This is a genomic window from Streptomyces sp. NBC_01497, assembly GCF_036250695.1.
Taxonomy (GTDB): Bacteria; Actinomycetota; Actinomycetes; order Streptomycetales; family Streptomycetaceae; genus Streptomyces.
The window spans coordinates 8,144,879-8,166,376 of record NZ_CP109427.1; the positions used below are offsets into that span (position 1 = coordinate 8,144,879).

The following is a 21,498-nucleotide window of genomic DNA, read 5'->3' on the forward strand; positions in this document are numbered from 1 at the left end:
GTGGCGCCGCCCGGTGTGGGCGGCGCCACCACGGCGCGACGGTTCAGGAAGGCAGCCCCCACTTCTGTGCCGCGCTGCTGTTGCAGGTGTAGAGCGCCAGTTGTGTGCCCTGCGTCGTGGACGAGGACGGGTCGTCCAGGCAGAGCCCCGACCCGGGGTTGACCAGGGACCCGTTGGAGCCGGCGGTCCACTTCTGCGCGCCCGTGCCGTTGCAGTTCCACAGCTGGACGGGCGTTCCGTTGGTCGTGCCGCTGTTCGACACGTCCAGGCACTTGCCGAGGGTGCGCAGGGTGCCGTCGGCCGCGATCGTCCAGTCCTGCGCCGCCGTGCTGTCACAGCCCCAGAGCTGGACGTGGCTGCCGTCCGTGGTCGAGGAGCCCTGGTCGTCCACGCACAGGCTCGCGGACACGCCCGCGGTGACGGGCCCGACCCGCGGCTTGGCGGGAGCGGCCAGGCTGCCGCCGTACGACGGGGGAGCCGCCGAAGTCCCCGCGGCCCACGAGGTGTTCGCTGCGGTACCGAGGGTGTACGAGAGGGTTCCACCGCCGGTGATCGCCGCGGTGGGTGCGTAGGCGTTGTTCCAGGACGCCCCGTTCCAGGAGGCGGACTGCACGTACGGGGCGTTGTCCGCCGCGCCGTTCCCGTTGATCGTCAGGGTCTTGCCCGACGGCAGGGTGACCACGGCCTGGGTGAACAGCGGGGAGCCGAGCGCCAGGTCCGAGGTGCCGGGTGTCATGGGATACATCCCGAGTGCGGACCACACGTACCAGGCGCTCATCGCGCCGAGGTCGTCGTTGCCGTCGGCCAGGCCGCCCGGTGTGTTCGTCCAGATCTGGTCCTGGACGCTGCGGACCGTCGACTGCGTCCGGTACGGCTCACCGGTGTAGTCGTACTCCCAGGGGAGTTCGATGCTGGGCTCGTTGCCGACCCAGGCGTAGCCGTTCGCGCCGGTGTAGCTGCGCAGCGTGGTGTCCAGGTAGTGGTTCATCGCCGCGTTGCCGCCCTTGGCGGTGGCCAGACCCGCGACGTCGAACGGCACCATGCCGGTGTAGATCCACGAGTCGGCCTCGACCATGTCGTTGCCGCTGGTGGGATCGAAGCCGCCGACCCAGGTGCCGTCGGCGTCGCGCGGCTGGACGAAGCCCGAGGCCGGGTTCAGGACGTTGCGCCAGTCCTGGGCGCGGTCCGCGTACGTCTTCTGGTCGGCGCTGTCGCCGAGTGCCCCGGCGTACGCCGACAGGGCGAAGTCCGCGGTGTTGTACTCCAGCGTCGTCGAGACGGGACCGTAGAAGTTGCAGCAGCCGTAGCTGCCGTCGTGCGGCATGTATCCGGGGCTGCTCAGGTAGTTCAGGCCCGGGCGGTTGTTGTTCGTCCTGCTCGCCTCGGAGACCATGTCCGTCAGCGCGGTGGACGTGTCGAAGTTCGTCGCCCCGAACGCGTGGAAGTCGGCGAGGATCGCGGCGGCCGGGTCGCCGACCATCACGTAGCTCTCGCCGTTGTTCTCCGACCACTTGGGGAACGTGCCGGTCTGGGCGTAGTCGTCGACCATCGACTGCGCCGTGTCCGACGCGGTCTGCGGATCGACCAGTGCCTCCAGCTGCGCCTGGGAGCGGTACGTGTCCCAGCCGGAGTAGTTGGCGTACGCGGCGCGGTGGCCGGAGTCGACGGTGTGGGTCTTGCCGTCGAAGCCCGAGTACTGGCCGTTGGTGTCGCTGATGACGTTGGGGTGCAGGAGTGAGTGGTAGAGCGCGGTGTAGAAGACCGTCTGCTGGTCGGCGGTGCCGCCCGCAGTCTGGATCTTCCCGAGCTCGGCGTTCCACGCGTCACGTGCGGCGTCCCGTGTGGAGTCGAAGTTCCAGCCCGTGTTCTCCGCGGTGCGGTTGGCGACCGCGTTGGCGGTGGAGACGTAGGAGATGCCCACCTTGGCCTGCACCACCTGCTGGGAGGTGGTGTTGAAGGTGAGGTGCGCGCTCGACGCCGCCGCGTCGGGTGCGGCCGTGGACGCCGACGTCGCGGCCTTCGGCATCGAGCCGTGCAGCTGGGGCTTGTTCGGCTTCTCCGGGGCGTTCTTGGACGCACGCTTCGCGGACGGCGCGGGTGCGGCCTGTGCCTTCGTCGCGGCGCTCGTGCCCGACCCGGTGAACGGCTGGTCGAAGACCATGTCGAAGTGCACGGTGTACGTGTTGCCCGCGCCGCAGAACTTGCCGCTGGTCACCTGGCCGCTGATCTCCGTGCTGGAGACGACGGTGAACTGGGGCGCGGTGTCCCCGTTCTGGCTGCCCGCCAGCTTGAAGATCAGGTTGGCCTGGGTCGTGGCGGGGAAGGTGAAGCGCGCCATGCCACTGCGGGTGGTGGTGGTCAGCTCGGTGGTCACGTGGTTGTCGAGGGCGACCTTGTACGAGCCGGGCGACGCGGACTCGTTGCCGTGCGCGTACGAGTCCGTCGCCGTGGTGCTGACCGCCCCCACCGTCGGCAGGACGGGCACGTCGCCCGCGGCGCCGCAGCCCGGTCCCGCGATGTGCGTGAGGCTGAAGCCGGTGATCGAGGAGTCGTTGTACTCGTAACCGCCGCCGGAGGGGCGGGAGGGTGTGTCGGGGCTCCACTGCACCATGCCGAAGGGGACGTCGGCCCCGGGGAAGTCGTCGGCCTGGTTGGAGGTGCCGATCAGCGGGTTGACCAGGGCGGCGGGGGAGGCCACCAGAGCGGGGCCGCTCGCGGCCAGGGCGGGCGTTCCGAGGCCGGCCGCGGCCAGCGCCGCGACGGTCAGTACGCCTCCGGCGGCACGGCCGAACGTCCTGCGCGGCCGTGCGGTCGCGGAGCGTCGCCCGGGCACGCCGAGCCCTGGCCGTGCAGGTTGGACAACGTTGTCAGATCCGCCGGGCGAGGAGCTCGGGAGAGGGTCGGACAACGTTGTCTGCTGGGGGTGGCGCGATGCCGGTGGCGGCAGCGATCTCATGAGCAACTCCCTTACCTTCTGGGCGCGTTGGGGCGCCGCTACGCATGGAGAGTGCTCGCCGAATGTAGCCAGTCTGCATGTGCGCGTCAACGAGTCGGACGGTGAACGGGACGACCGGCCCGCGCTGACGCCGCCGACCTGGCCGCCGCCTCGCTGTCCTGTGGCACGCTGTCCTCCGCCCTCGCTGTCGCCGGCCGGTTGCGTCGCGCCGATGCCCCGGCGCACGGGAGGACCGGGCGTTCGGCGCGAGAGCCGTGCCCGGCCCTGCGGCTCCGGCCGCGCCCTGCGCGGTGCCGGCCTCCGAGGGGAACGGGGCCCTTCGGGCCAGCAGGCCCGGGCGGGCGGGCACGCGGACATCTGCGGGCGGGCGAAGAGGTCAGTGGGGGGCCGGCGAGCCGGCCCCCCACTGCGGTCGTTGCCGCGCTGCGGTGCTGTCAGCTCGCGAAGTGCCAGGTCCCCGAGCCGACGGTGTAGAGCGTCTCCTGACCGTCCTTCCGCAGTGTCCTCGCGCCTGCGGTGGCGGCGCTCGGGGCGCTCCCGCTCGTCCGGGGTACGTGGACGGTGGCCGTCACCCCCACCGGGACGGACACGGTCAGGGCGAAGCGGCTGCCGGTCCTGGTCCACGACGTGGCGACGGTGCCGTGCACGGTGTCGACGGAGGCGGACGCGTGCCGCAGGCCGTCCGGCACCTGCGGGTCGATCATGACGGTGCGGTAGCCGGGAGCGCTGGGACTGATGCCGCCCAGCAGGCTGGAGAAGGAGGCGTTGATCCCGGCGAACATGGCGTGGTCGTGCGTTTCCATGCTGGAGCGGTAGGTCCACTCCTCCCAGGAGCTCGTCGCGCCCTGCGCGATCTCGAAGCCGAAGCCGGGATAGCTCTTCGCGTCGAGGACCGTCATCGCGATGTCGGTCCTGCCGATCGCCGACAGGGCGTCCATCAGATACCGGGTCCCGAAGATCCCGGTGTCGAGGTGGCCCGCGTCCTTGTGCAGGACGGTGTCGGCGAACTGTGCGCCCACGGCGTGCAGGTCCTCGGCGGGCACCATGCCGAAGGCCAGCGGGAGCACACTCGTCACCTGGCGGCCGTCCCCGTACGTGTCACCCGCCGCGTTGAGGAAGTGTGCGTTGAAGGCCGCTTTGATGCTGTCGGCCAGTTGCCGGTAGCGAGCTGCGTCGTCGGGGTGGCCGAGTGCCCCGGCCGCCTTGGCCACGTCCGTGGCCTGGAGATAGGAAAGGGCGGTGTTGACCACGGACACCTCGCTCGTGCAACTGCCCGCGCTCGCGTCGCCCATCCCGCCGTTCGCGTGGGGGCCGAGGTCGGGCGGGCACCAGTCACCGAAACCGCGGTTCTCGGGCCAGATGTGGCCGGGTACGTCGGAGGCGTTGGTGTCGACGAACGCCTTCATGGCCCGATAGGCGGCTTCGAGGGTGGCCCGGTCGCCGTACTGCTCGTAGAGGGTCCAGGCCAGGCTGATCTGGTCGCCGCCCATGTCGGGCTGCTGGGCGTTGGACGCGTCGTTGGGCAGCGCCGTGCCCGGCGGCATGTCCTTCAGGTAGCTCGCGTAGAAGCGGTCCATGCCGAACTCGGTGGTGGACGCGTCGTGGTAGGCCTGCACGTCCATGCCAGGCGGTGTGCGCTCGTCGCGGACCGGGTTGTCGGTGGGAAGGCTCATCGAGTTGTTCAGGATGCTCCACCGGTTGTTCTGCCAGATGCGGTTCAGCAGCGGGTCTGACGAGTCGAAGGTGGCGGTCGAGGCGACGTCGGCGTGCACCACGCGTGCGTCGAGGCTGCTCGCGCTCGGGGTGCCCGGGTATCCGGTGACCTCGACGTAGCGGAAACCGTGGTAAGTGAAGCGAGGTTCGTAGGTCTCGGATCCGCGGGCGCCCGCAAGGGTGTAGCTGTCGGTGGAGGCGGCGGCCCTGTTCGTGACGGTGTCGAGCATCCCGTCCTCACCGACCTCCTCGGCCGTGCGCATCCGGACGGTGGTTCCCGCCGGGCCGTGGACCCGCAGGCGGGGCCAGCCGGCGACGTTCTGGCCGAAGTCGTACACGTAGACGCCGGGCCGGGGTTCGTCGAGCGTGACGGGACGGAGCGTTCCGGTGACCCTCACCGGCGGCGCGGTGTCCGCCGTGAGGCGTCCGGCCGGGGCGGGCACGGTCCGTACCCCCTGCCAGGAGATGTCGGTGAAGCCGGGCGCGTCCCAGCCGGGCTGATCCTGCTGGGCGTCGTAACTCTCGCCCGCGTACAGGTCGTTGCTGGTGATCGCGCCGGACGACCACTTCCACGTCGGGTCCGTGGTGATGTTCTGGCGCGTCCCGTCGGTGTAGGTGACCGTGAGCAGCATGAGAGCCTGCTTCGGCCCCGTCCACCGAAAGCCGTACGGGCTGAACTGATCGCCGTAGCCGTTGCCGAGCCACATCCCGACCGCGTTGGCGCCCTTGTGCAGCTGGTCCGTGACGTCGTAGGTGGAGTACAGGTCACGCTGGTCGTACGGGGTGCTCCCGGGCGCCAGCACATGGTCGCCCACCTTGTGCCCGTTCAGGTGCATCTCGTAGAAGCCCAGGCCGTACACGTAGGCCCGGGCGCGCGCGACCTTCTTGGGCAGGCTGAACGACTTGCGCAGCATGGGCGCGTCGGGATCCGGGTCGAGCAGGACGGGGTCGCCCTTCGGTTCGAGCTGTCCGTCCGTGACGGTGGAGCCGGGGAAGCGGGGGTCCGCCGCGGTGGAGAAGTCATCAGCGAACAGCCGCGTGCCGTCGGGTCCGGTCACCGCGAGGTTGTCGTAGAGGGCGTCCTCGGCCACGTTCGCGCTGGTGGAGGTGCGGAAGCCGAGCGTGCCCCGCGTCAGGGTGGCGTCGGTGCGGGTGTCGACCCGCGTCCCGTCGATCCAGGTCGTGATCGTGGCGCCGTCCGCCGTGATCTTCATGTGGTGCCGGGCCGACGCGTTCGCGTCGGTGATCACGGGAGTGAGATCGACCTCGCCGAGCGTGCTGAAGTGTCCGTCGCTCTGCAGCTGCGGACGCAGCATCACCTTGCCCGGCGTGGTCACCGTGTTGACCTGCCACATGTAGTAGTTCCGTGCGTCCTTCGCACGGAACAGGACGCTCGCCGCGCCGGCCTTGATGGTGAAGTCGGTGTCGAGTGTGAAGTCCGACCAGGTCATGGAGGAACCGGTGTCGGGGCTGATCCACTGGGCGCCGCCCCAGTCCGCGGTGTTCAGCAGGCCCATCTCCCACCAGGCCGTTTCGCTCCACGCCGAGGTCCGGCCCCGCGCGTCCCAGACCTGCACCTTCCAGTAGTAGCGGTGCCCGGACGCAGGCTGGGGGCCGCCGTACGCGATTCCGGTCGATTGCGCTGTGGCGACTTTGCCGCTGTCCCAGACGTCCGCGTCGCCCCGGTCCAGTCGCGCCTTGCTGCTCGCCACGAGGAGCCGGTAGGCGCTCTGCCGCTGGTTGTTGACGGGGGAGCGCAGCGTCCAGCCGAGCGCGGGGTGCACGTCGTCGATCCCGAGCGGATCCGTGGCGGAGTCCGTCGTGAGCCGCGCCACCGAGAGAGGCGCGGAGGCGGCCTCTGCCTCGGGGAGGGAGGAGAAGGGAAGTCCGCCGCACGCCAGGGCGATGACGATCGCCACGACCCCGATCCAGTAAGTCGACCTCGTCCTGCGGTGATCGAACAACATCACGTCCCCATCAGCTCGCGACGTCGGCGGCCCCGCGAACGGGGGAAGGGGCCGCCTCCGACATGAAACGATTCAATCGTGGCGCGTCAGCTTAAGCGAGCGCTGCTGAGGGGCGCTACCCCTGTGCCGGGCATTTCCGCTCGGGCCCGCGCCCCCGTCCCTCACGGAACCGGCCGCGCCGGCGGACCTCCGGGGACGTGACCGGCCCGTTCCGTGCGTCAAGGTGAAGGAGGTGGGGACGCACGGCTGTTGGGCGCCGGGGGCCCGTCATCCGGCCGACTGCCGTCGACCGTCAGATGGTGGGAGACGAATCGGTGCCAGCGGGTGATCGCACGGGGATCCGTCGTGGTGTGCGGGCCGTCGAAGCAGATCAGTCGCTTGTCCTGCGAGCCCAGCGCGTCGAAGAGGGCGAGTTGGCCCTCCCTGGGAAAGATCTCGTCGTCCCGTTGGACGTGGAACAGGACCGGGGCGGTGATCCGGCGGGCGTCCGCCGCGGCGCGCTCCGGCGCTGCCATGCCCCCGTCCAGCGCCGGCCCCTGCCGGAGGCCGAACTTCCCGAGGACCGCGCACCGCAGACGGGTGCCCAGGGCGGCCGCCAGGGGGAGTCCGAACCGTGTTCCCATCGACAGTCCCACGTAGGCGAGACGGTCGGCGCTCACGATGCCCGGGGCCGCGAGGGCGCCGAGCACGCTCTGCCAGTCGTCCGCCATCCGGTCGAGGACGGCCTCGATCCCCTCTTGGGCGATACGAGCCTGATACGCGCGGGGCGTGAGCGGGCCGGGCACCCGATCTCCGTGGTAAGGCCCGTCGATCGCGAGTACGGCGAGGCCGGCCCGGGACGCGAACCAGCCCGCCAACGCGCGGTTTCGCGCGCTCCGCTTGTGTCCGCTTCCCCCGTGCCCGAGGAGAACCACCGCAGGCGGCGACGCGACGGGCGCGGGCGGCAGCCACAGCACGCCCGGAACGGCTCCGGCTTCGCGGGTGAGTCGAAATCCCCGCTCCACGACACCGCCGGGCACGACGGAACGCACGGTCCACTCGACCGCGTCATCCACGCCGTCTCCCCACTGACGCCTCAAGCGCCGTACGTGGCCGCACCGTCGGCTGGCCCACGGGTGAACCCACGTGAACGGCGGGCGCGTTGAGCGCGGCACCTCCGGGGTGCCCGCCCGTGCTCATCTCGTGGGGGACGGCCGCCGGAACGCACCGTTGCGGTCACCGTCCGCGCTCGGCAGCGGCCGGGACCAGGCGACCTCGCGCTCCAACTGGCCCGACTCCACGAACAACCGCACCTGTCGGGTGCCGGCGAGCGCCCGTGCCAGCTCGGCCCGGTCCGCCGGCAGGAAACCGAGCCGCTGCCAGAAGCCGCCCGACCGGCGGCTGAACAACCAGGCGTGTCGCGCGCCCTCCGCCGCCGCCCGGCCGAGAGCGAATCGACCCAGCCGGAGCCCGAGGTTGTGTCCGCGCCACGCGTCGTCCACGGCGACGCTCCGCACCAGGGCGTGCTCACCGCTCGCGTCGACCTCGTATCCGGTGCTGCCCCGTACGACTCCCTCGCCGTCGCGCAGCAGCCACAGGCGCAGAGCCGGCGAATCCAGTCCGCTCAGTGTCAGGTCGGATCGTCGCAGGAAGTCCGTCACCTCGGGAACCTCCGACCGCAAGAGGCGGGTCGGCGCGGACAGCCCCGTCCTTTCCGGTGAGAGGACGTCGATCGTCGGTTCGGTGGTCGGCACGGCACTGACTCCGTCTCGTTCGTCCGTGCCCGCACATCGGACTCCGGGGCTCCGTCAAGGGATCGCGAACGATCGACATTCTGCATCGCCGAACCTCCGTACGCGTATCGATGACCGGCGCCGGCTCGGGCGGTGGGGGATCCGGTGGCAGGCAGCGCCGTCCGCCCGGCCGGGACTCGACGTGATGGACGGAGCGGCCGTGCCGGCCGGCGCGGGCAGAGCGCTCACTCGCGCCGATCCGCGCCCCGAACACGTGGGACGCGGCGTGTGCCACGGCTCGCTATCGTGCCGTCGTGACTGGATCTTCACCGCGCCCGCTGCTCTTCCTCGATGTCGACGGACCACTTCTTCCCTTCGGGTCGGCGCACGGCACTCCGACGTACCCGGCCGGTTCCGGGCGGGACGGTGCCGCTGCGAATCCACTGCTGGCGAGGATCAACCCGGCGCACGGCCCTCGCCTGGCGGCGCTGCCGTGCGACCTGGTCTGGGCCACGGCCTGGATGGCCGACGCCAACGAGGGTGTCGCCCCGCGCCTCGGCCTGCCCCGGTTGGCCGTGGTGGTCTGGCCGGAGCCGTCGGGCACCGACGACGAGGACGAGCGCAGCGGGCTGCACTGGAAGACCCGCACCCTCGTCGAGTGGGCCGCGGGTCGCCCGTTCGCCTGGGTCGACGACGAGATCACCGGCATCGATCGGACGTGGGTCTCCACGCACCACGAAGGACCCGCCCTGCTCCACTGGGTCGATCCCCGTCGGGGCCTCGCCGAGGACGACTACCGCACCCTGGACGCGTGGCTGCGGCAGGCGTCGGTGCTGCCGGGCGCCTGACCTCCGGGCCTATCGGCCTCCGGACCTATCAGCCTCCGGACTTCCCGGCCTCCGGACCTGCTGCCCGGCGGCCGGTGGCCGACGGCCGAGGTGCGTCGCGGCCGAGCGGGCGCCGGCGGACGCTGACAACACGATGCAACGGCTCTATTGACTGACCATAAGGCCAATGGTCAGACTCATCACGCCGGGCCTGCCCCGCGGCCGGGGGCGGATCCTCGTCCGGCTGATCCCTGAACACCTCCGTCAACGCAGGAAGGTGCACTCATGGCTGCCGTCACGGAACATTCCGGAAGACGCAGAACCCGTCGGCTGACTCGTCGGCTGTATCTCGCGCTCATCAGCGCGTGCGTCCTGCTCGTGGCACCGCTGCTCGTCTCGTCGGCGCAGGCCGACACCGCACGCTCCTCCGCGGCGCCGACGCCCGGCGCACCCGTCGCGTACAGCACCTCGACCGTGCTGCTCGGCCAGGACCAGGTGATCGGTGCCCTGTACCGGCCGAGCTCCCCGAGCCCGAACCGGTCCACGGCCCTCTTCCTCACCCACGAGAACAACGACTTCATCGGCAGTATCCCGTGCGTGCAGTTGGCGCAGCGCGGGTTCACGGTGCTGTGCGTGAAATCGCAGTACGCCGACCAGGCGGCGGCGAACTGGGACAAGCTGGCGCTCGACGTATCGGCGAGCGTCACCTATCTGCGCGGGTTGCCCACCGTCAAGAAGGTGGTGCTCGTCGGCTGGTCCGGCGGCGGCGCGATCATGTCGTACTACCAGAACGTCGCGCAGAACGGCCTCGCCACCTGCCAGGCCAAGGCCCGTATCGACCCGTGCGGCGACGATCTCGCGCATCTGCCGCCCGCCGACGGCGTGGTCCTGCTCGACGCGATCCCCGGTATCGCGTTCTCGGATCTGACGGCCCTCGACGCCTCGGTGACGAACGAACGGAACCTCACGGTCCGCGACGAATCACTGGACATGTTCGCCGCTCGCAACGGCTACAGCGCCTCGGGGTCCTCCGACTACAGCCAGGCGTTCATCAATCGCTACCTCGCGGGTCAGGCCGACCGGGAGACCGGCCTGACGGCCCAGGCGCAAAAGCTCCGTCGGCAGGTGGCGAACGGGAAGGGGCAGTACTCCGACGACACGCCCATGCCGGTGGGCCGGGACACCGCGCGCATCTGGGAGGCCGACCTCTCACTCCTGTCGCACACGAAGGGTGCGTATCCGCTGATCTCGCCGCAGCACCCGGACGGGAGTGCGCCACAGGTGATCCACTCGGTGCGTGTCACCTCGGCGGACGCCTCGGCCAACGACGTATGGGATTCCAGCAAGGGTGGTTTCACCGCCGACTCGTTCCTCTCGGTGGGGGCCATCCGCGCCACGGCCCCGAAGATCACGTCCGACTCGGTCAGCGGCATCGACTGGTCGTCCAGTAACACGGCCACGGTGAACAACGTCAAGGGCATCAGTTCCCCGTTGCTGATCATGTCGATGACCGGGCACTACTGGCTGGTGCCCTCCGAGATGTACTACGACAACGCGACCCACGCGAAGAACAAGACGCTGGTCTTCGTCAAGGGCGCGGAGCACGGCTTCACCCCGTGTACGGCGTGTGCCACGACGCCGGGCGAGTTCGGTGACACGGTCGGGGAGACGTTCGACTACGTCGCCAAGTGGCTGACCACGAACTACGGTTGGTAGCCGCCCGGCCCCCGCCGTCCGTGCCGGGGGCGGGGCCTGGGCGCCCGAGGGTCCGCCTCCGCCGGCGGAGGCGGACCCTCCGAGCGTGTACGGAAGGAAGCGCGGAGTACTGGACCGAGCGGGAGAGAGTCGATGGACGGACGAGCGTACGGATGGAGGGGCGGAGGGCCGGACGGGCGGACAGACGGACGAGCGGACGGCCCGACGGATGGACAGCAGCTGCCGGTTCCTGGCTCGGTCGCCGAGCGTGCGTCCCCGGACACCGCGAGTGGGGCGTCCCGGCAATCGGGCCGCAGAGTTGGCGATCGTCCAGCGGGCCTGTTTCGCTGGAAGGAAGAGATCAGCACGGATCGAGGCTCGATCATGGACGAGATAGGCGAATCACACCGCCATGTCCGAGAGATGCGGGAGAAGGCCCTCGCGCTGAAGGCGGACGCCGAGCAGACGGATGACGCCGAAAAGCGTCGGCAACTCCAGCGGGAGGCAGGCACGTTGGAGTTCAACTGTGAACAGGAGAGCATGATGGCGGCCGGAGACATCTACCCCGTCGAATGACACGGTGCCGGCGGATGCCGCCGACGGTCATCCCGTGGGCGCTCCTGGGCGAGGCCCGTGTGCGGAGTCCAGGCCCCGTCCTCGCAATGTCTGGCGTGCCGCCGCGTCACCAGGTGTCGCGGCGGCACGGTCCTTCGTACGGGTGGCGTGCCGATGGCCATGGTGGCGAAGCGCAGCTGCCCGGTCGTGGGCGGCCGGGAACTTCGACGTGCGTGCGGGATTGCGGCAGCGGACCGCGAGGCTCGTCCGCGTTCGCTACCGTGACGGCCGTGATGGTGGGCAGCGAAGAGACACGGCTCGTGACCCTGCGTGGCAACAGCGCGTCGGGGAAGTCGTCGGTGGCGGCCGGTCTCCGCGAGAGGTTCGGCCGGGGCCTCGCCCTGGTCGGCCAGGACAACCTGCGCCGTATCGTCCTGCGCGAACTCGACCGGCCCGGTGGGGCGAACATCGGCCTGATCGACCTGACGGCCCGTTACGCCTTGGACGCGGGGTACCACGTCGTGGTCGAGGGCATCCTGAACGCCGACCACTACGGCGCCATGCTCAGCCGGCTGCGCGCCGACCACCGGGGCCCGACGCACGCCTACTACCTCCACGTGCCGCTGGCGGGGACGCTCGCCCGCCACGCCACCAAGCCGATCGCCGACGAGGTCGGCGAGGCGCAGTTACGGGCCTGGTACCGGCCGATGGATCTCCTGCCGGGCGGCGTCGAAACCGTCATCGGCGCCGACAGCAGTCTCGCGGTGACCGTCGACCGCATCATGCTCGACAGCGGTCTGGTCGACCTGCTGGCCCGGGAGCACTGACCCCCGCGATCGGTTGGCGAGCCCACCCGACGGTCGGTCTCATTCCGCGTCCTCCTTCTCCGTCGCCGCGTCGCAAACGGGTGCCCGACGGTCCCGTCCATGCCAGGCTGCCCCGCATGGACGTTCGCCTCGAACCCTGGTCGCCCGCCTCACTCGACCTGCTTCGGCGCATCAACACCCCTCAGATGCGGCACCACGTCGGCGGGCCCGAACCGGAGGAGGCGCTGCTCGCGCGGCACCGCCGCTACCTCGCGATGCCCGAGACCGGCCGGGGCCGCATGTTCGCCGTCCTGCTCGGGGACGAGGCGGTCGGCAGTATCGCGTACCACCGACGCGAGTGGCGGGGCGAGCAGATCTACGAGACCGGCTGGAACGTCCTGCCGCCCCACCAGGGGCGCGGTGTCGCCACCGCAGCCGGTGCGGCCCTGATCGCCGTCGTACGTGAGGCCGCTCGTCGCCCCTGCGCCCCCAGCGACCTGCACGCCTTCCCCTCGGTCCGCAACGCCGCCTCGAACGCCCTGTGCGGGCGCCTCGGTTTCATTCTCCGCGGCGCGTGCGACTTCGTTTATCCCGGGGGCAGCGAGACCGTGATGCGCAGTAATGACTGGTGCCTGGACCTGGTCGGACCCCTCCTGGAGGGGCCGGGCGAGGATCACGGCACGCTCCGTCGATGACGCGGAGACGCCGACGCCCCGTCATGAGACGGTCGGCCGCGCCCTCGTGGTGACTCCGGCCGGCCGGATCTGTTACCCGGTCATCGGCGTCGGCCGAAACCCCTGTTACCCCTGGGCTTGCCCGGCTCCGGGGCCCTGTGCCTGCCCTCGGCCGAACGGCTGCCAGTGACTTGCCTGCTTGAACGCCATGGCCCGCTCCACTTCGCGCCACACGTTCTCGGCGGTCCGCCGGACGTCATCGGGCACGTCGCCCCGCTCCTGCACCAGGCGGCCGTAGATCGGGGCGTCCGCATGTTCGGTGTAGGCCATGAGGCGTAAGTCCTTCCCAAGCTGGCTGTGAGACGGAGATCAAGTCTACGGACCGGAGTCACCGCCCCGTCACCGGCCTTCCGGTTCCGACGCACGGGAGGGCGGGGGCCCGCTGCCGACAAGCCCGCACGGTCGCCCGGGAGCCGTGTGGGCGCGCCCCTGTTCCTCGGTCGTGGAGGGGTGCCCGTCCTCCGAGCTGTCCGACTGAGCCCGGCGCGTCGCGCGGCGGGACCGGACCGTGTCCGGGTCGGGGAATGGCCGTGCCGGTTGACTGCGCGTACTCATGCGCGGGCCGCGAGCGTCACGGCACGGTGTGGAGATGACATATCCGCCCCCGAATCCGGCGTCGAGACGCGGCTTGCCGTGGTCGAGCAGGACGTCCGTCGGCGTGGACGTGGGTGGCGGGGTCGCGCTCCTCGTCGCCGAGGCCGTCGTCTGTGTATGGATGATTTTCGGCTACGGCCTGCGGATATGGGCGGCGCAGGGGATGCGGGCGGAGATCGACGCGACCCAACGGGCGAGCATCGGCGGGACGGAGCACTTCCTGTTCGCCACACTCGTCCTCGCGGTACTCGCGGGACTGGCCCGCGCGCCCTGGACCGTGCTGTCGCAACTCCTCGCCGCCGGGGTGCCGGCCGGTGCTCCTGCTCTCCCAGCACGAATACAGCCGCGTCCACCCGTACCCCGCGCCTGCCCCGAGCGCCGGGTACTCGCCCTGCTGCGGCGGGAGCTGGACCTGCCGCTGAATGTGCGCCGCTCGCCCCGCCGAACGCCCTCCGCCGACCGGGGCGCCCCGGCACCGTGCGGGCGGCGGCCACTCTCCGTTCTTGATGAGGTGGACGCGTGCGCGGAGGACGGACGCAGTACCGCGAGTACCGTGATCGTCCGCTCCGGCGGCCCGGACCTCGCTCGGCCCGGACTGCCGGCCGCCCAGGGCCGCACCTTCCGCTCGCGCGGTTGCGGTCCTGGGCCGACGCCGGCCGCGCGTCCTGTCGTGCCGGCTCGGGATGCCGCGCGCGGTCCTCGCGGGCTCGGCGCAGAGGCGATCTGTGACGTGGCGGTCCTACGCCTCAAGCCGCTCGGAGATGTCGGCGAGGTGGCGGCCCTGGTAGTGGGCCGCGGCGAGAACGGCCTCGTCGGGCCCCTCGCCACCGCCACTGGGCCAGGACGTGCCATAGGGGTTTCCACCGGCCGCGAAGAGCAGCGGGTCGGTGTACCCGACGGGCACGATAAGGCAACCCCAGTGGTAGAAGACGTTGTTGAGGGACAGGATCGTCGACTCCTGGCCGCCGTGCCGGTTGATCGACGACGTGAAACTGGTGGCCGGCTTGTTGTGGAACACCCCGGCCTGCCACAGGCCGCCGGTGAGGTCGATGAACTGCTTGAGCTGGGAGGCGACGTTGCCGAACCGGGTGGGGGACCCCCACGCGTAGGCGGTCGCCCATTCGAGGTCCTCAAGCGTGGCCTCGGGCACCGTGTTCTTGGTCGAGTCGAAGTGGGCGCGCCAGGCGGGGTTCGCGTCGATCGCGGAGTCGGGCGCGAGCTCGGGAACCCGCCGCAGTCTGACCTCGGCATTGCGGCTGCGGGCCCCCTCGGCCGCCGACTGGGCGAGCGCGTGCACATTGCCCGTAGCGCTGTAGTAGATCACCGCAACACGTACACCCATGTGCTGCTCCTTCTCTGTGGGCGAAGCCGACCGGCAGCCGAGCCTGCTGTGCGTGCGCTGACGACGTCGGCGCCCACGGAGCAGGGACAGCGCTCACCATTAGATGTCGGGTCGGCGTGATCCGCGCGCTGAGATCCCTCCTTCGGGCGGGACGGGGCCTGCCGCCCCGGGGAGCCCCCGGCCGTGGCGAGCGGGGAGCGAGGAGCGACGGTGCGTGGGAGAGCCGGTGCGTGGGAGAGCCGCGTGGCGCGCCCGGACCATGCGTGCCGTCGTGCGGCGGACTTCGGGCGGCGGGCTTCGGGCGGCGGGCTTCGCGTGGCGGCGAGGGGCCGACGGCCCGTCGCGCCGTCGGTTCACCCGCGCGCCCCGAGGGTGCCGTGCGGGTCCGTGACGCCCGGTGTTCAGAGACCGGCCCGCAGGTGAAGTCGCTGGATCTGATGGGCGAGGGTCCGGCGCGCCGGGGCCGGCGCGGTGGCGGCGTCGGTGATCTTCGGCGGGACGTCGGGGCTGCGGCTGATCATGTCGTACGAGTCCCGGTAGCTGCGATCGTCGCGGTTACGGGCAGCGACTGGGAGGCCGGGGCCCCCTTTCTCCACGGCCGGTGGGACGCCGCTAAGCGAGAGCACCATGCGGCCGCCTGTCCGCGCCATCAGGAGGCTGTGGCCCGCTTCGGGGCCGAGGGGGCGTTTCAGGGGGCGTTTCACTCCCGGGAGATCCGTGGGGCACTCGCCGCGTGCGGGCCCGCGTCCTGCTGCTCGCCGGGGAGTACGACGTGAACAGCCTCCCGCGGTCGGTAGGGGAGTTCGCCGGCCTGTTCCCGGATGCCGCATGCGAGGTGCTGCCGGGCGCGGGGCGACGCCGACCGCTTCCTGCTGTCCACGGCGCCCCTTTCGGCTGACCGGCTTGATATGCCCGCCTGCCCGGCCGGGAGGGGAGGAGGTCGTCAGGGCGCCGGTGCGCACGCGGACGCGACGGGCTTCACGTGCGGCGCGAACGGCTGCTGAGTCGGCGCGAGGAGTGGCGGACCGGCATCCCCGGCGGCCGGCCTGAACCGGCTGGGTCCCTCCGACGAGAGGTCCTGGCTTATAGTCCGAGGCTCGCGTGATGGTTCGAGGGCAAGGGGGACGAGGTATGCATCCGGCCGTGGTGGAGCGGGACTTCAGGGACCGGACGGGGCGGCTCCAGGCCTGGGGAGCGGGGCTGCTCGTCGCCGCCGCGCTGTGCTGGGCGTACGCGGCATGGGAGGTGTTCGTTCCGTTCACCTCCACGTACGGCCACGTGCACTGTTCCGCACCGGCGTTCGCCGATCACGAGGACCTCTACAGCGGCCGCGACGACGACGCGCACGATCGCGCGGAGATCTGCGCGCAGGGCCGCGACTGGCCCGGTCCCGTGACCGCGTTGGTGCTCGCGGCCCCGCTCTCCGCCGTGGGCGGGCTGCAGTTGGCGACGGTGTGGGCCGGCAACCGCCTCCGTGAGCACGAGGAAGCACTGCTCAGGGCGGAGCACTGACTGACCCCGGCCCGCGACAGCGCGACGGCACCGGGTCTGTCCGCGCCGGCAGGTGCACCGGAGACGAAGGGTGGGCCGCACCCCGGAAGGAGCGGCCCACCCTCGTACGGTGTGACGGGAGCGCTACTGCTTCTTGAGCGTGAAGTTACTGGTCACGGTGGCCCCCTTGGTGAGCTTCACCGTGGTCACGGTCGGCTGGTAGCCGTCCTTGGCCACGATGACGGTGAGGGGGTTGTTGCGGGTGTCGAGCCACAGCGCGTAGGTGCCGTCCGCGGCGGTCTTCAGGGTGTAGGTGGTCGCCCAGCTGTCGATCTGCACGGTCGCGCCGGCGAGCGGAGCGGTTCCGGTGGCTGTCGTGCCGAGGACCGTCCCCGTGATCTTCCCCCAGGTCTTCGGGGGATTGACGTGCAGCGTCACGGGGATCTTGGGCGTGGAGTACGGAGTGTCGCTGCCGAGGGTGAGCCCGGCCTGGTATGCGCCAGGCTGGGTGACCTCGGGGACCGACGCGTCGAGCGAGACGGTGAGGGTCGCGCTCGCGCCCGGCTGGATCGTGAGCTGCGTGGCGCTCTCGCTCAGCCAGGTGACGTCTCCGCCACCGCCCTGGTCGTAACCGGGCAGGAACTCCGCGGCCGCGGACGGTGTGTTGGGAGCGTTGCCGCCGCCGATCTTGTAGAAGCCGATGCTGCCGCCGCCACGGTAGGTCGCGACGTTGGAGTTCGGCAGGTCGGCCCAGGTGCCGGCCGCCGGGTCGAAGGCGTAGCTCTGGTTGGTGAGGGCGTTCGCGCTGACACCGCCGGAGATCACCAGCTGACCGTTGGCCGACGCGTACGCCGAACCCCACACCGGTGCGGGCAGGTCGGCGACCGGGGACCAGCTGTTGCTGGCCGGGTCGTAGGAGTAGGCGTGCTTGATGTCGCTCGTGCCTCCGGTGCCGCCGGCGCAGTAGAGCTCGCCGCCGATGCCGCCGCACGACTCCCACGCGACGGGCTCCGGGTAGGCCGCTATCGCCGACCAGTTGTCGGACGACGGGTCGTACACGGCCGCGGTGGTGGTGCCACAGCTGGCGGTGCAGCCGCCGATCACGTACAGCTTCCCGTCCAGGACGGCGTTGCCGCTGCCCGCGAGGGGCTGCGGTGCGGACGCTCCGGTGCTCCAGCTGTCCGTGCCGGGGTCGTAGACCTCCAGCTTCGGGTCGGTGCTGCCCGACGTCGCCCAGCCGCCGACGACATAGAGCTTGCCGTCGATGAACCCACCGGAGGGCGCCTCGCGCTTGTCGGCGGCGGAGGCCTTCTTCGTCCAGGAGCCGGCTGCCGGGTCCAGGGCGAAGATGCTGTTCGAATCGTCACTTCCGGTGAAGCCGAAGCCGGAGTACACCGTGCCGTCGTTGACGGCGACGACATTGCCCATCGTCGTCTCGGGTGAGTCGGCGACGCTCTGCCAGGGGCTGTCGGCCGGCTTGGCGGACGGGCTCCCCGCCGCATGTGACGTGCCGGACGGACCCGCCTGTGCCCTGCTGGCCTCCGGCGAGTAGCTGCCCTTGATCTTCTGCAGCGGCGCTCCCGGCAGCGCGTTCTGGGCCTGGAACGTACCCGGCGCCTCGCTCACCTTCAGCGTCGCGGACGTACCGCCCGTGTTCTTCACGGTCAGCTTCTGGGTGGCCTGCCCGCCCCAGGCGACTGTCTTGTCGACAGTGCCCGGCGTCACGGTCAACTGCCCGGCGGCGAGCTTGAAGTTCACGGACACCGCACTGTCGGCCGCTGTCTTCGCGGACTTCGACAGACTCGTGTAGCGGCCCTTCGCCGCGGTGAGGGAGTGCTTGCCCAGGTCCGGCGAGAACACCGAGTAGAAGCCGTCCTTCACGGCCGGGTCGTCGGGGGTGGCGACCGTCGACGTGGTGACGGCCGGGTCGTCGTCGCTGCTGACGATGGCGTCGGAGAGACCGTCACCGGTGTTGGCGTCCGTCACGTTGCCGATGAACAGGCCGCCGGGCGTCGGTGTCACGGTGCGCTGGCCGACGAGTACGTTGTCGACCTGCCACCACCAGCCGAAGGAACCGGTGAAGTGGAAGCGCAGTGTGACGCCCTTGGTGTTCGCGTAGTCGTCCAGCGGGACCGTGATCTTCGTGGGACCGCTGACCGAGGCGACGGTGGACCACGCGCTCTTCCAGGTGGCTCCGCCGTCCGTGGACGCGTCGACGGAGGCCGTCTGGCTCCCGACCGCCCGGTAATCGGTGGCGAAGGACAGCAGCGGATTGGACTGATCGCTGAAGTCATAGGCCGGGCTGATCAGTTGGGTGTCCTGCGTCTCGCCGTTGCCGAGATTGTCGCTGTCGACGATGGCGAAGGCGCCCGAGCCGCCCGTGGTGTTGCCGCGGTTGCCCGGGTCGTTGAAGACCCAGCCCCCGCCGTCTCCGGCGCTGACGACCTTCCAGCCGTCCGGGGCCGACGTGGTGGAGTCGAACGGCTCCGTGGTGCCGGAGTCCTTGGAGGTGTAGCCGGGCGTGGTGCCGCCGAACGGGTCCGCCTTCAGGCTGAGCCCGGCGCTCACCGGCGCGTCGCCCACCGAGATCGTCTTGACCGCTTCGTGGTAGCCGGGCGTGGTGGCGGCGACGTGCAGGGTGTAGTCGTGGCCCTGCGGCAACGACAGGTCGTAGGCACCGGTGGCCGGGTCCGTCCACACGGGGGCGCCCGGTGCGCCGTCGACGGTGATCTTCGCGTAGAGGGGCCAGCCGTGGCCCGAACCGTCGGTGACCTTCCCCGAGACGGTCTGGCTGGGTACGGGGGTGAGGGAGAAGTCCTTGGTCAGCGTGGCACCGTCCGCGACGTCCAGGGACGAGGCGCTGCCTGAGGTGTATCCGAAGGCGTCGACGGTGATGTCGTAGGTCCCGGCCGGAACAGTGAGCTTGTAGCTTCCGTCGGTTCCCGTCGTCGCGACGTTGCCGCCGGCCGTGACCGTCGCCGCGGCCACCGCCTTGCCGGTTCCCGCGTCGGTCACCTTGCCGGACAGCTCACCGTGCGGACCGCTGCGGAACGCGTCCAGCCCGTTCGGACTGCCGAGTCCGGTCGGACCGTCGTAGCCCGCGCCGCCGTTGCACAGGTAGCTCGGGCTGCAGGAGCCGTTGCTGCCGCCCGACACGTCGTTGAGCCCGGAGCCGCCGCCCGCGTAGGGGTAGGCGTTGGGGTACGTGCCCGCGACGGGGGTGCCCGCCGCGGCGTAGGTGGCGGCGATCAGCGGCGATGCAGCGCTCGTTCCGCCGTAGACGGCCCAGCCGCCGTTGCCGAAGGTCTGGTAGACGGAGACACCGGTGGCCGGGTCGGAGTCGGACGAGACGTCGGCGAGGGCGCGGTTCGCGCATCCCGTGTCCTTCTGGAACGCGGGCTTGGGCTCGTAGGCGGAGCAGCCGGAGCCGGCCCCGTTCCACGCGCTCTCGGACCAGCCGCGCGAGGAGCCCGTGTCGCGGGTCAGCGAGGTGCCGCCGGCCGCCGTGACGTACTGCGACGCGGCAGGGTAGCCGACCCCGTACCCGTAGTCACCGGTGGACGCGACCACCGCGACACCCGGGTGGTTGTAGTAGGCGTCCAGTTCGGTCGTCTCCGATGGGTCCTCGCCGCCACCACCGCGGTAGTCGGTGCCGTACGAGTTGGACACGAACTTGGCACCGAGAGCGACGGCTTCGTCGACTGCGGCGCCCAGGTTCTCGAAGCTGGGGTCGTCCGCCTCGACGAGCAGGATGTGGGCGTTGGGAGCGGCGGCCGAGACCATGTCGAGGTCGAGGGATATCTCGCCCGCCCAGCCGGCGTCGGACTGCGGGTAGTCGGTACCGCCCCGCTGGCTGACCTTGGTGAGGCAGCCGTTCGCTGAGGTGCACGCCGGGAGCCCGTACTGCTGGCGGTAGACGGCCAGGTCGCTCTCGGCGGTGGGGTCGTCGTACGCGTCGACGATGGCGACCGTCTGCCCCGCACCGCCGTCGGCGGGCAGGTTGTAGGCGCTTTGCAGATCGCTCGCGCCGACTCCGGCCGGTGTGTCGGTGGCGGCGCGGACACCCTTGGTGGCCTTCACATCGGTGCGGCGTAGGGAGTAACAGGCCGCGTCACCCGGCTTCGGGGTGGCGCAGGACGCCTCGTAGGACACGCGGGCCTTGACGGAGGATGCGGAGGGGGCGGTGGCCGCGGCGTTGGCCGGCGCGGCAAGGGCGGGGGCCTGGAATCCCAGGACGGCCATGGCGGCCGCGCTCAGGACGGCGAGTCCCGCTCCGATTCTTCGGCGGGCGCGGGGCGCTCTCGTCGGTCTGCCGGATCTATCGGATCTGTCGGATCTGCTCGATCTCTCGGACATGCGCAACGTGTGACTCCCATGCTGCGAGCAGGGGTCGACCCGTAACGGTGCAGGGGCGACGGCGAATGAAAGCATTCACCGGGAGTCCATTAGTGAGCGCCTCGGCCCCGCCGGTCAATACGTCGCGTGTTACCGGTACATGAAATGCGATCACTTCCTGGGAGAAGGCCCCGGAAAACCTACGAGAAGGGAAGGAAGCAGGTCAGAGGATTCTTTGAGGACGCTAGTCATCACTTGTCCGCCGCATGAATCAGGCCTGTTCCAGGCGGAGTCGGGGTGTGGCTGGACGCGGGTGAAAGGCGGAGATGTCCGGGTTGGGCGGGAGGCGGAGACACGTCGGGGACGCCGCCGGGATGCAGCGGACCGCCGCTGCTCGATGGGGCTTCCCAGCTGCGGGAAGCGCCCTTTGCCGCGGCCCGGTCACCGATTCCTGGGGCGCGAAAAGCGTGACATGTGCGAGGTGCCCATTTCGGACACGTGCGTCACCGGGTATGGCCGACTCTCTTTCCTCTGCTGGGGAAACAGGATTCGGGCGGGAAGGCGAATGACCCGCGGCCTCGTGACCTCGGGGGGCGAGCCGCGATGTCCGCTCGTCAGCACGACGGGACGTGCGAACACCCGCTTCCTGACGGGGCCGACCGGTGCCGGCGGCCGTCGCGGTGGCACCTGCGGTGCCGCGAACGGTGAACGCCGGGCCCCGTCCCTGACGTGCGATCGTGGCACCGAGCACAGAACCGGGCCGGGCGAGGG

12 protein-coding genes and 3 pseudogenes are annotated in these 21,498 nt (G+C 70.8%); 7 read left to right on the plus strand and 8 right to left on the minus strand.

The genetic code is table 11. The features are described 5' to 3' along the window. Positions 1–43 precede the first annotated feature (43 nt). The 5 genes and pseudogenes from OG310_RS34395 to OG310_RS34410 all read right to left on the minus strand — a co-directional run bounded on the left by OG310_RS34395 (position 44) and on the right by OG310_RS34410 (position 8,369). On the minus strand, positions 44–2,833 hold the full coding sequence (locus OG310_RS34395) for a lectin (protein ID WP_329459761.1): 2,790 nt from the start codon (positions 2,831–2,833) through the stop codon (positions 44–46). Between the two features lie 557 nt (positions 2,834–3,390). Further along, positions 3,391–5,604 (minus strand): annotated as a pseudogene (locus OG310_RS34400) (family 78 glycoside hydrolase catalytic domain); the annotation flags it as partial. A gap of 579 nt (positions 5,605–6,183) precedes the next feature. Next, a pseudogene (locus OG310_RS38645) lies at positions 6,184–6,636 on the minus strand (glycoside hydrolase family 78 protein); the annotation flags it as partial. A gap of 218 nt (positions 6,637–6,854) precedes the next feature. Then, the gene (locus tag OG310_RS34405) at positions 6,855–7,691 is read right to left on the minus strand and encodes a dienelactone hydrolase family protein (RefSeq protein WP_329459763.1); all 837 of its coding nucleotides are present in this window, start codon (positions 7,689–7,691) and stop codon (positions 6,855–6,857) included. A gap of 120 nt (positions 7,692–7,811) precedes the next feature. Beyond that, complete coding sequence (locus tag OG310_RS34410) at positions 7,812–8,369, minus strand: GNAT family N-acetyltransferase (protein ID WP_329459764.1); 558 nt, start codon at positions 8,367–8,369, stop codon at positions 7,812–7,814. Between the two features lie 293 nt (positions 8,370–8,662). Here OG310_RS34410 and OG310_RS34415 point away from each other — a divergent pair, with 293 nt between their 5' ends. The 5 genes from OG310_RS34415 (at position 8,663) to OG310_RS34435 (ending at position 12,926) form a co-directional block, all read left to right on the plus strand. After that, positions 8,663–9,196 (plus strand): HAD domain-containing protein, encoded by a 534-nt coding sequence (locus tag OG310_RS34415; protein WP_329459765.1) that lies wholly within the window; start codon positions 8,663–8,665, stop codon positions 9,194–9,196. 264 nt (positions 9,197–9,460) lie between these two features. Then, the gene (locus tag OG310_RS34420; protein ID WP_329459766.1) at positions 9,461–10,891 is read left to right on the plus strand and encodes a hypothetical protein; all 1,431 of its coding nucleotides are present in this window, start codon (positions 9,461–9,463) and stop codon (positions 10,889–10,891) included. 363 nt (positions 10,892–11,254) lie between these two features. Further along, positions 11,255–11,446, plus strand: a complete 192-nt coding sequence (locus OG310_RS34425) for a DUF6381 family protein (protein ID WP_329459767.1) — start codon at positions 11,255–11,257, stop codon at positions 11,444–11,446. A 272-nt stretch (positions 11,447–11,718) separates the two neighbouring features. After that, a complete protein-coding gene (locus OG310_RS34430) occupies positions 11,719–12,252 on the plus strand; it encodes an AAA family ATPase (protein ID WP_329460516.1) in 534 nt (177 codons plus the stop codon). A 116-nt stretch (positions 12,253–12,368) separates the two neighbouring features. Then, positions 12,369–12,926 carry a GNAT family N-acetyltransferase gene (locus OG310_RS34435; RefSeq protein ID WP_329459768.1) on the plus strand — a complete coding sequence of 186 codons (558 nt, stop codon included), beginning with the start codon at positions 12,369–12,371 and terminating at the stop codon, positions 12,924–12,926. Between the two features lie 105 nt (positions 12,927–13,031). On the opposite strand, the gene OG310_RS34440 is transcribed toward OG310_RS34435, so the two are convergent. Next, positions 13,032–13,235 carry a hypothetical protein gene (locus tag OG310_RS34440; RefSeq protein ID WP_329459769.1) on the minus strand — a complete coding sequence of 68 codons (204 nt, stop codon included), beginning with the start codon at positions 13,233–13,235 and terminating at the stop codon, positions 13,032–13,034. Positions 13,236–13,554: 319 nt separating this feature from the next. Between OG310_RS34440 and OG310_RS34445 the strand changes: the two are divergent. Further along, a pseudogene (locus OG310_RS34445) lies at positions 13,555–13,809 on the plus strand (DUF6234 family protein); the annotation flags it as partial. Between the two features lie 489 nt (positions 13,810–14,298). Here OG310_RS34445 and wrbA read toward each other — a convergent pair. Further along, a complete protein-coding gene (gene wrbA / locus OG310_RS34450) occupies positions 14,299–14,901 on the minus strand; it encodes an NAD(P)H:quinone oxidoreductase (protein ID WP_329459770.1) in 603 nt (200 codons plus the stop codon). A gap of 1,131 nt (positions 14,902–16,032) precedes the next feature. Here wrbA and OG310_RS34455 point away from each other — a divergent pair. After that, positions 16,033–16,413: a hypothetical protein gene (locus tag OG310_RS34455; RefSeq protein WP_329459771.1), complete on the plus strand. Its 381-nt coding sequence runs from the start codon at positions 16,033–16,035 to the stop codon at positions 16,411–16,413. Positions 16,414–16,536: 123 nt separating this feature from the next. Here the strand turns inward: OG310_RS34455 and OG310_RS34460 are convergent, their stop codons facing one another. Beyond that, a complete protein-coding gene (locus OG310_RS34460; RefSeq protein ID WP_329459772.1) occupies positions 16,537–20,634 on the minus strand; it encodes a carboxypeptidase regulatory-like domain-containing protein in 4,098 nt (1,365 codons plus the stop codon). Between the last annotated feature and the right edge of the window lie 864 nt (positions 20,635–21,498).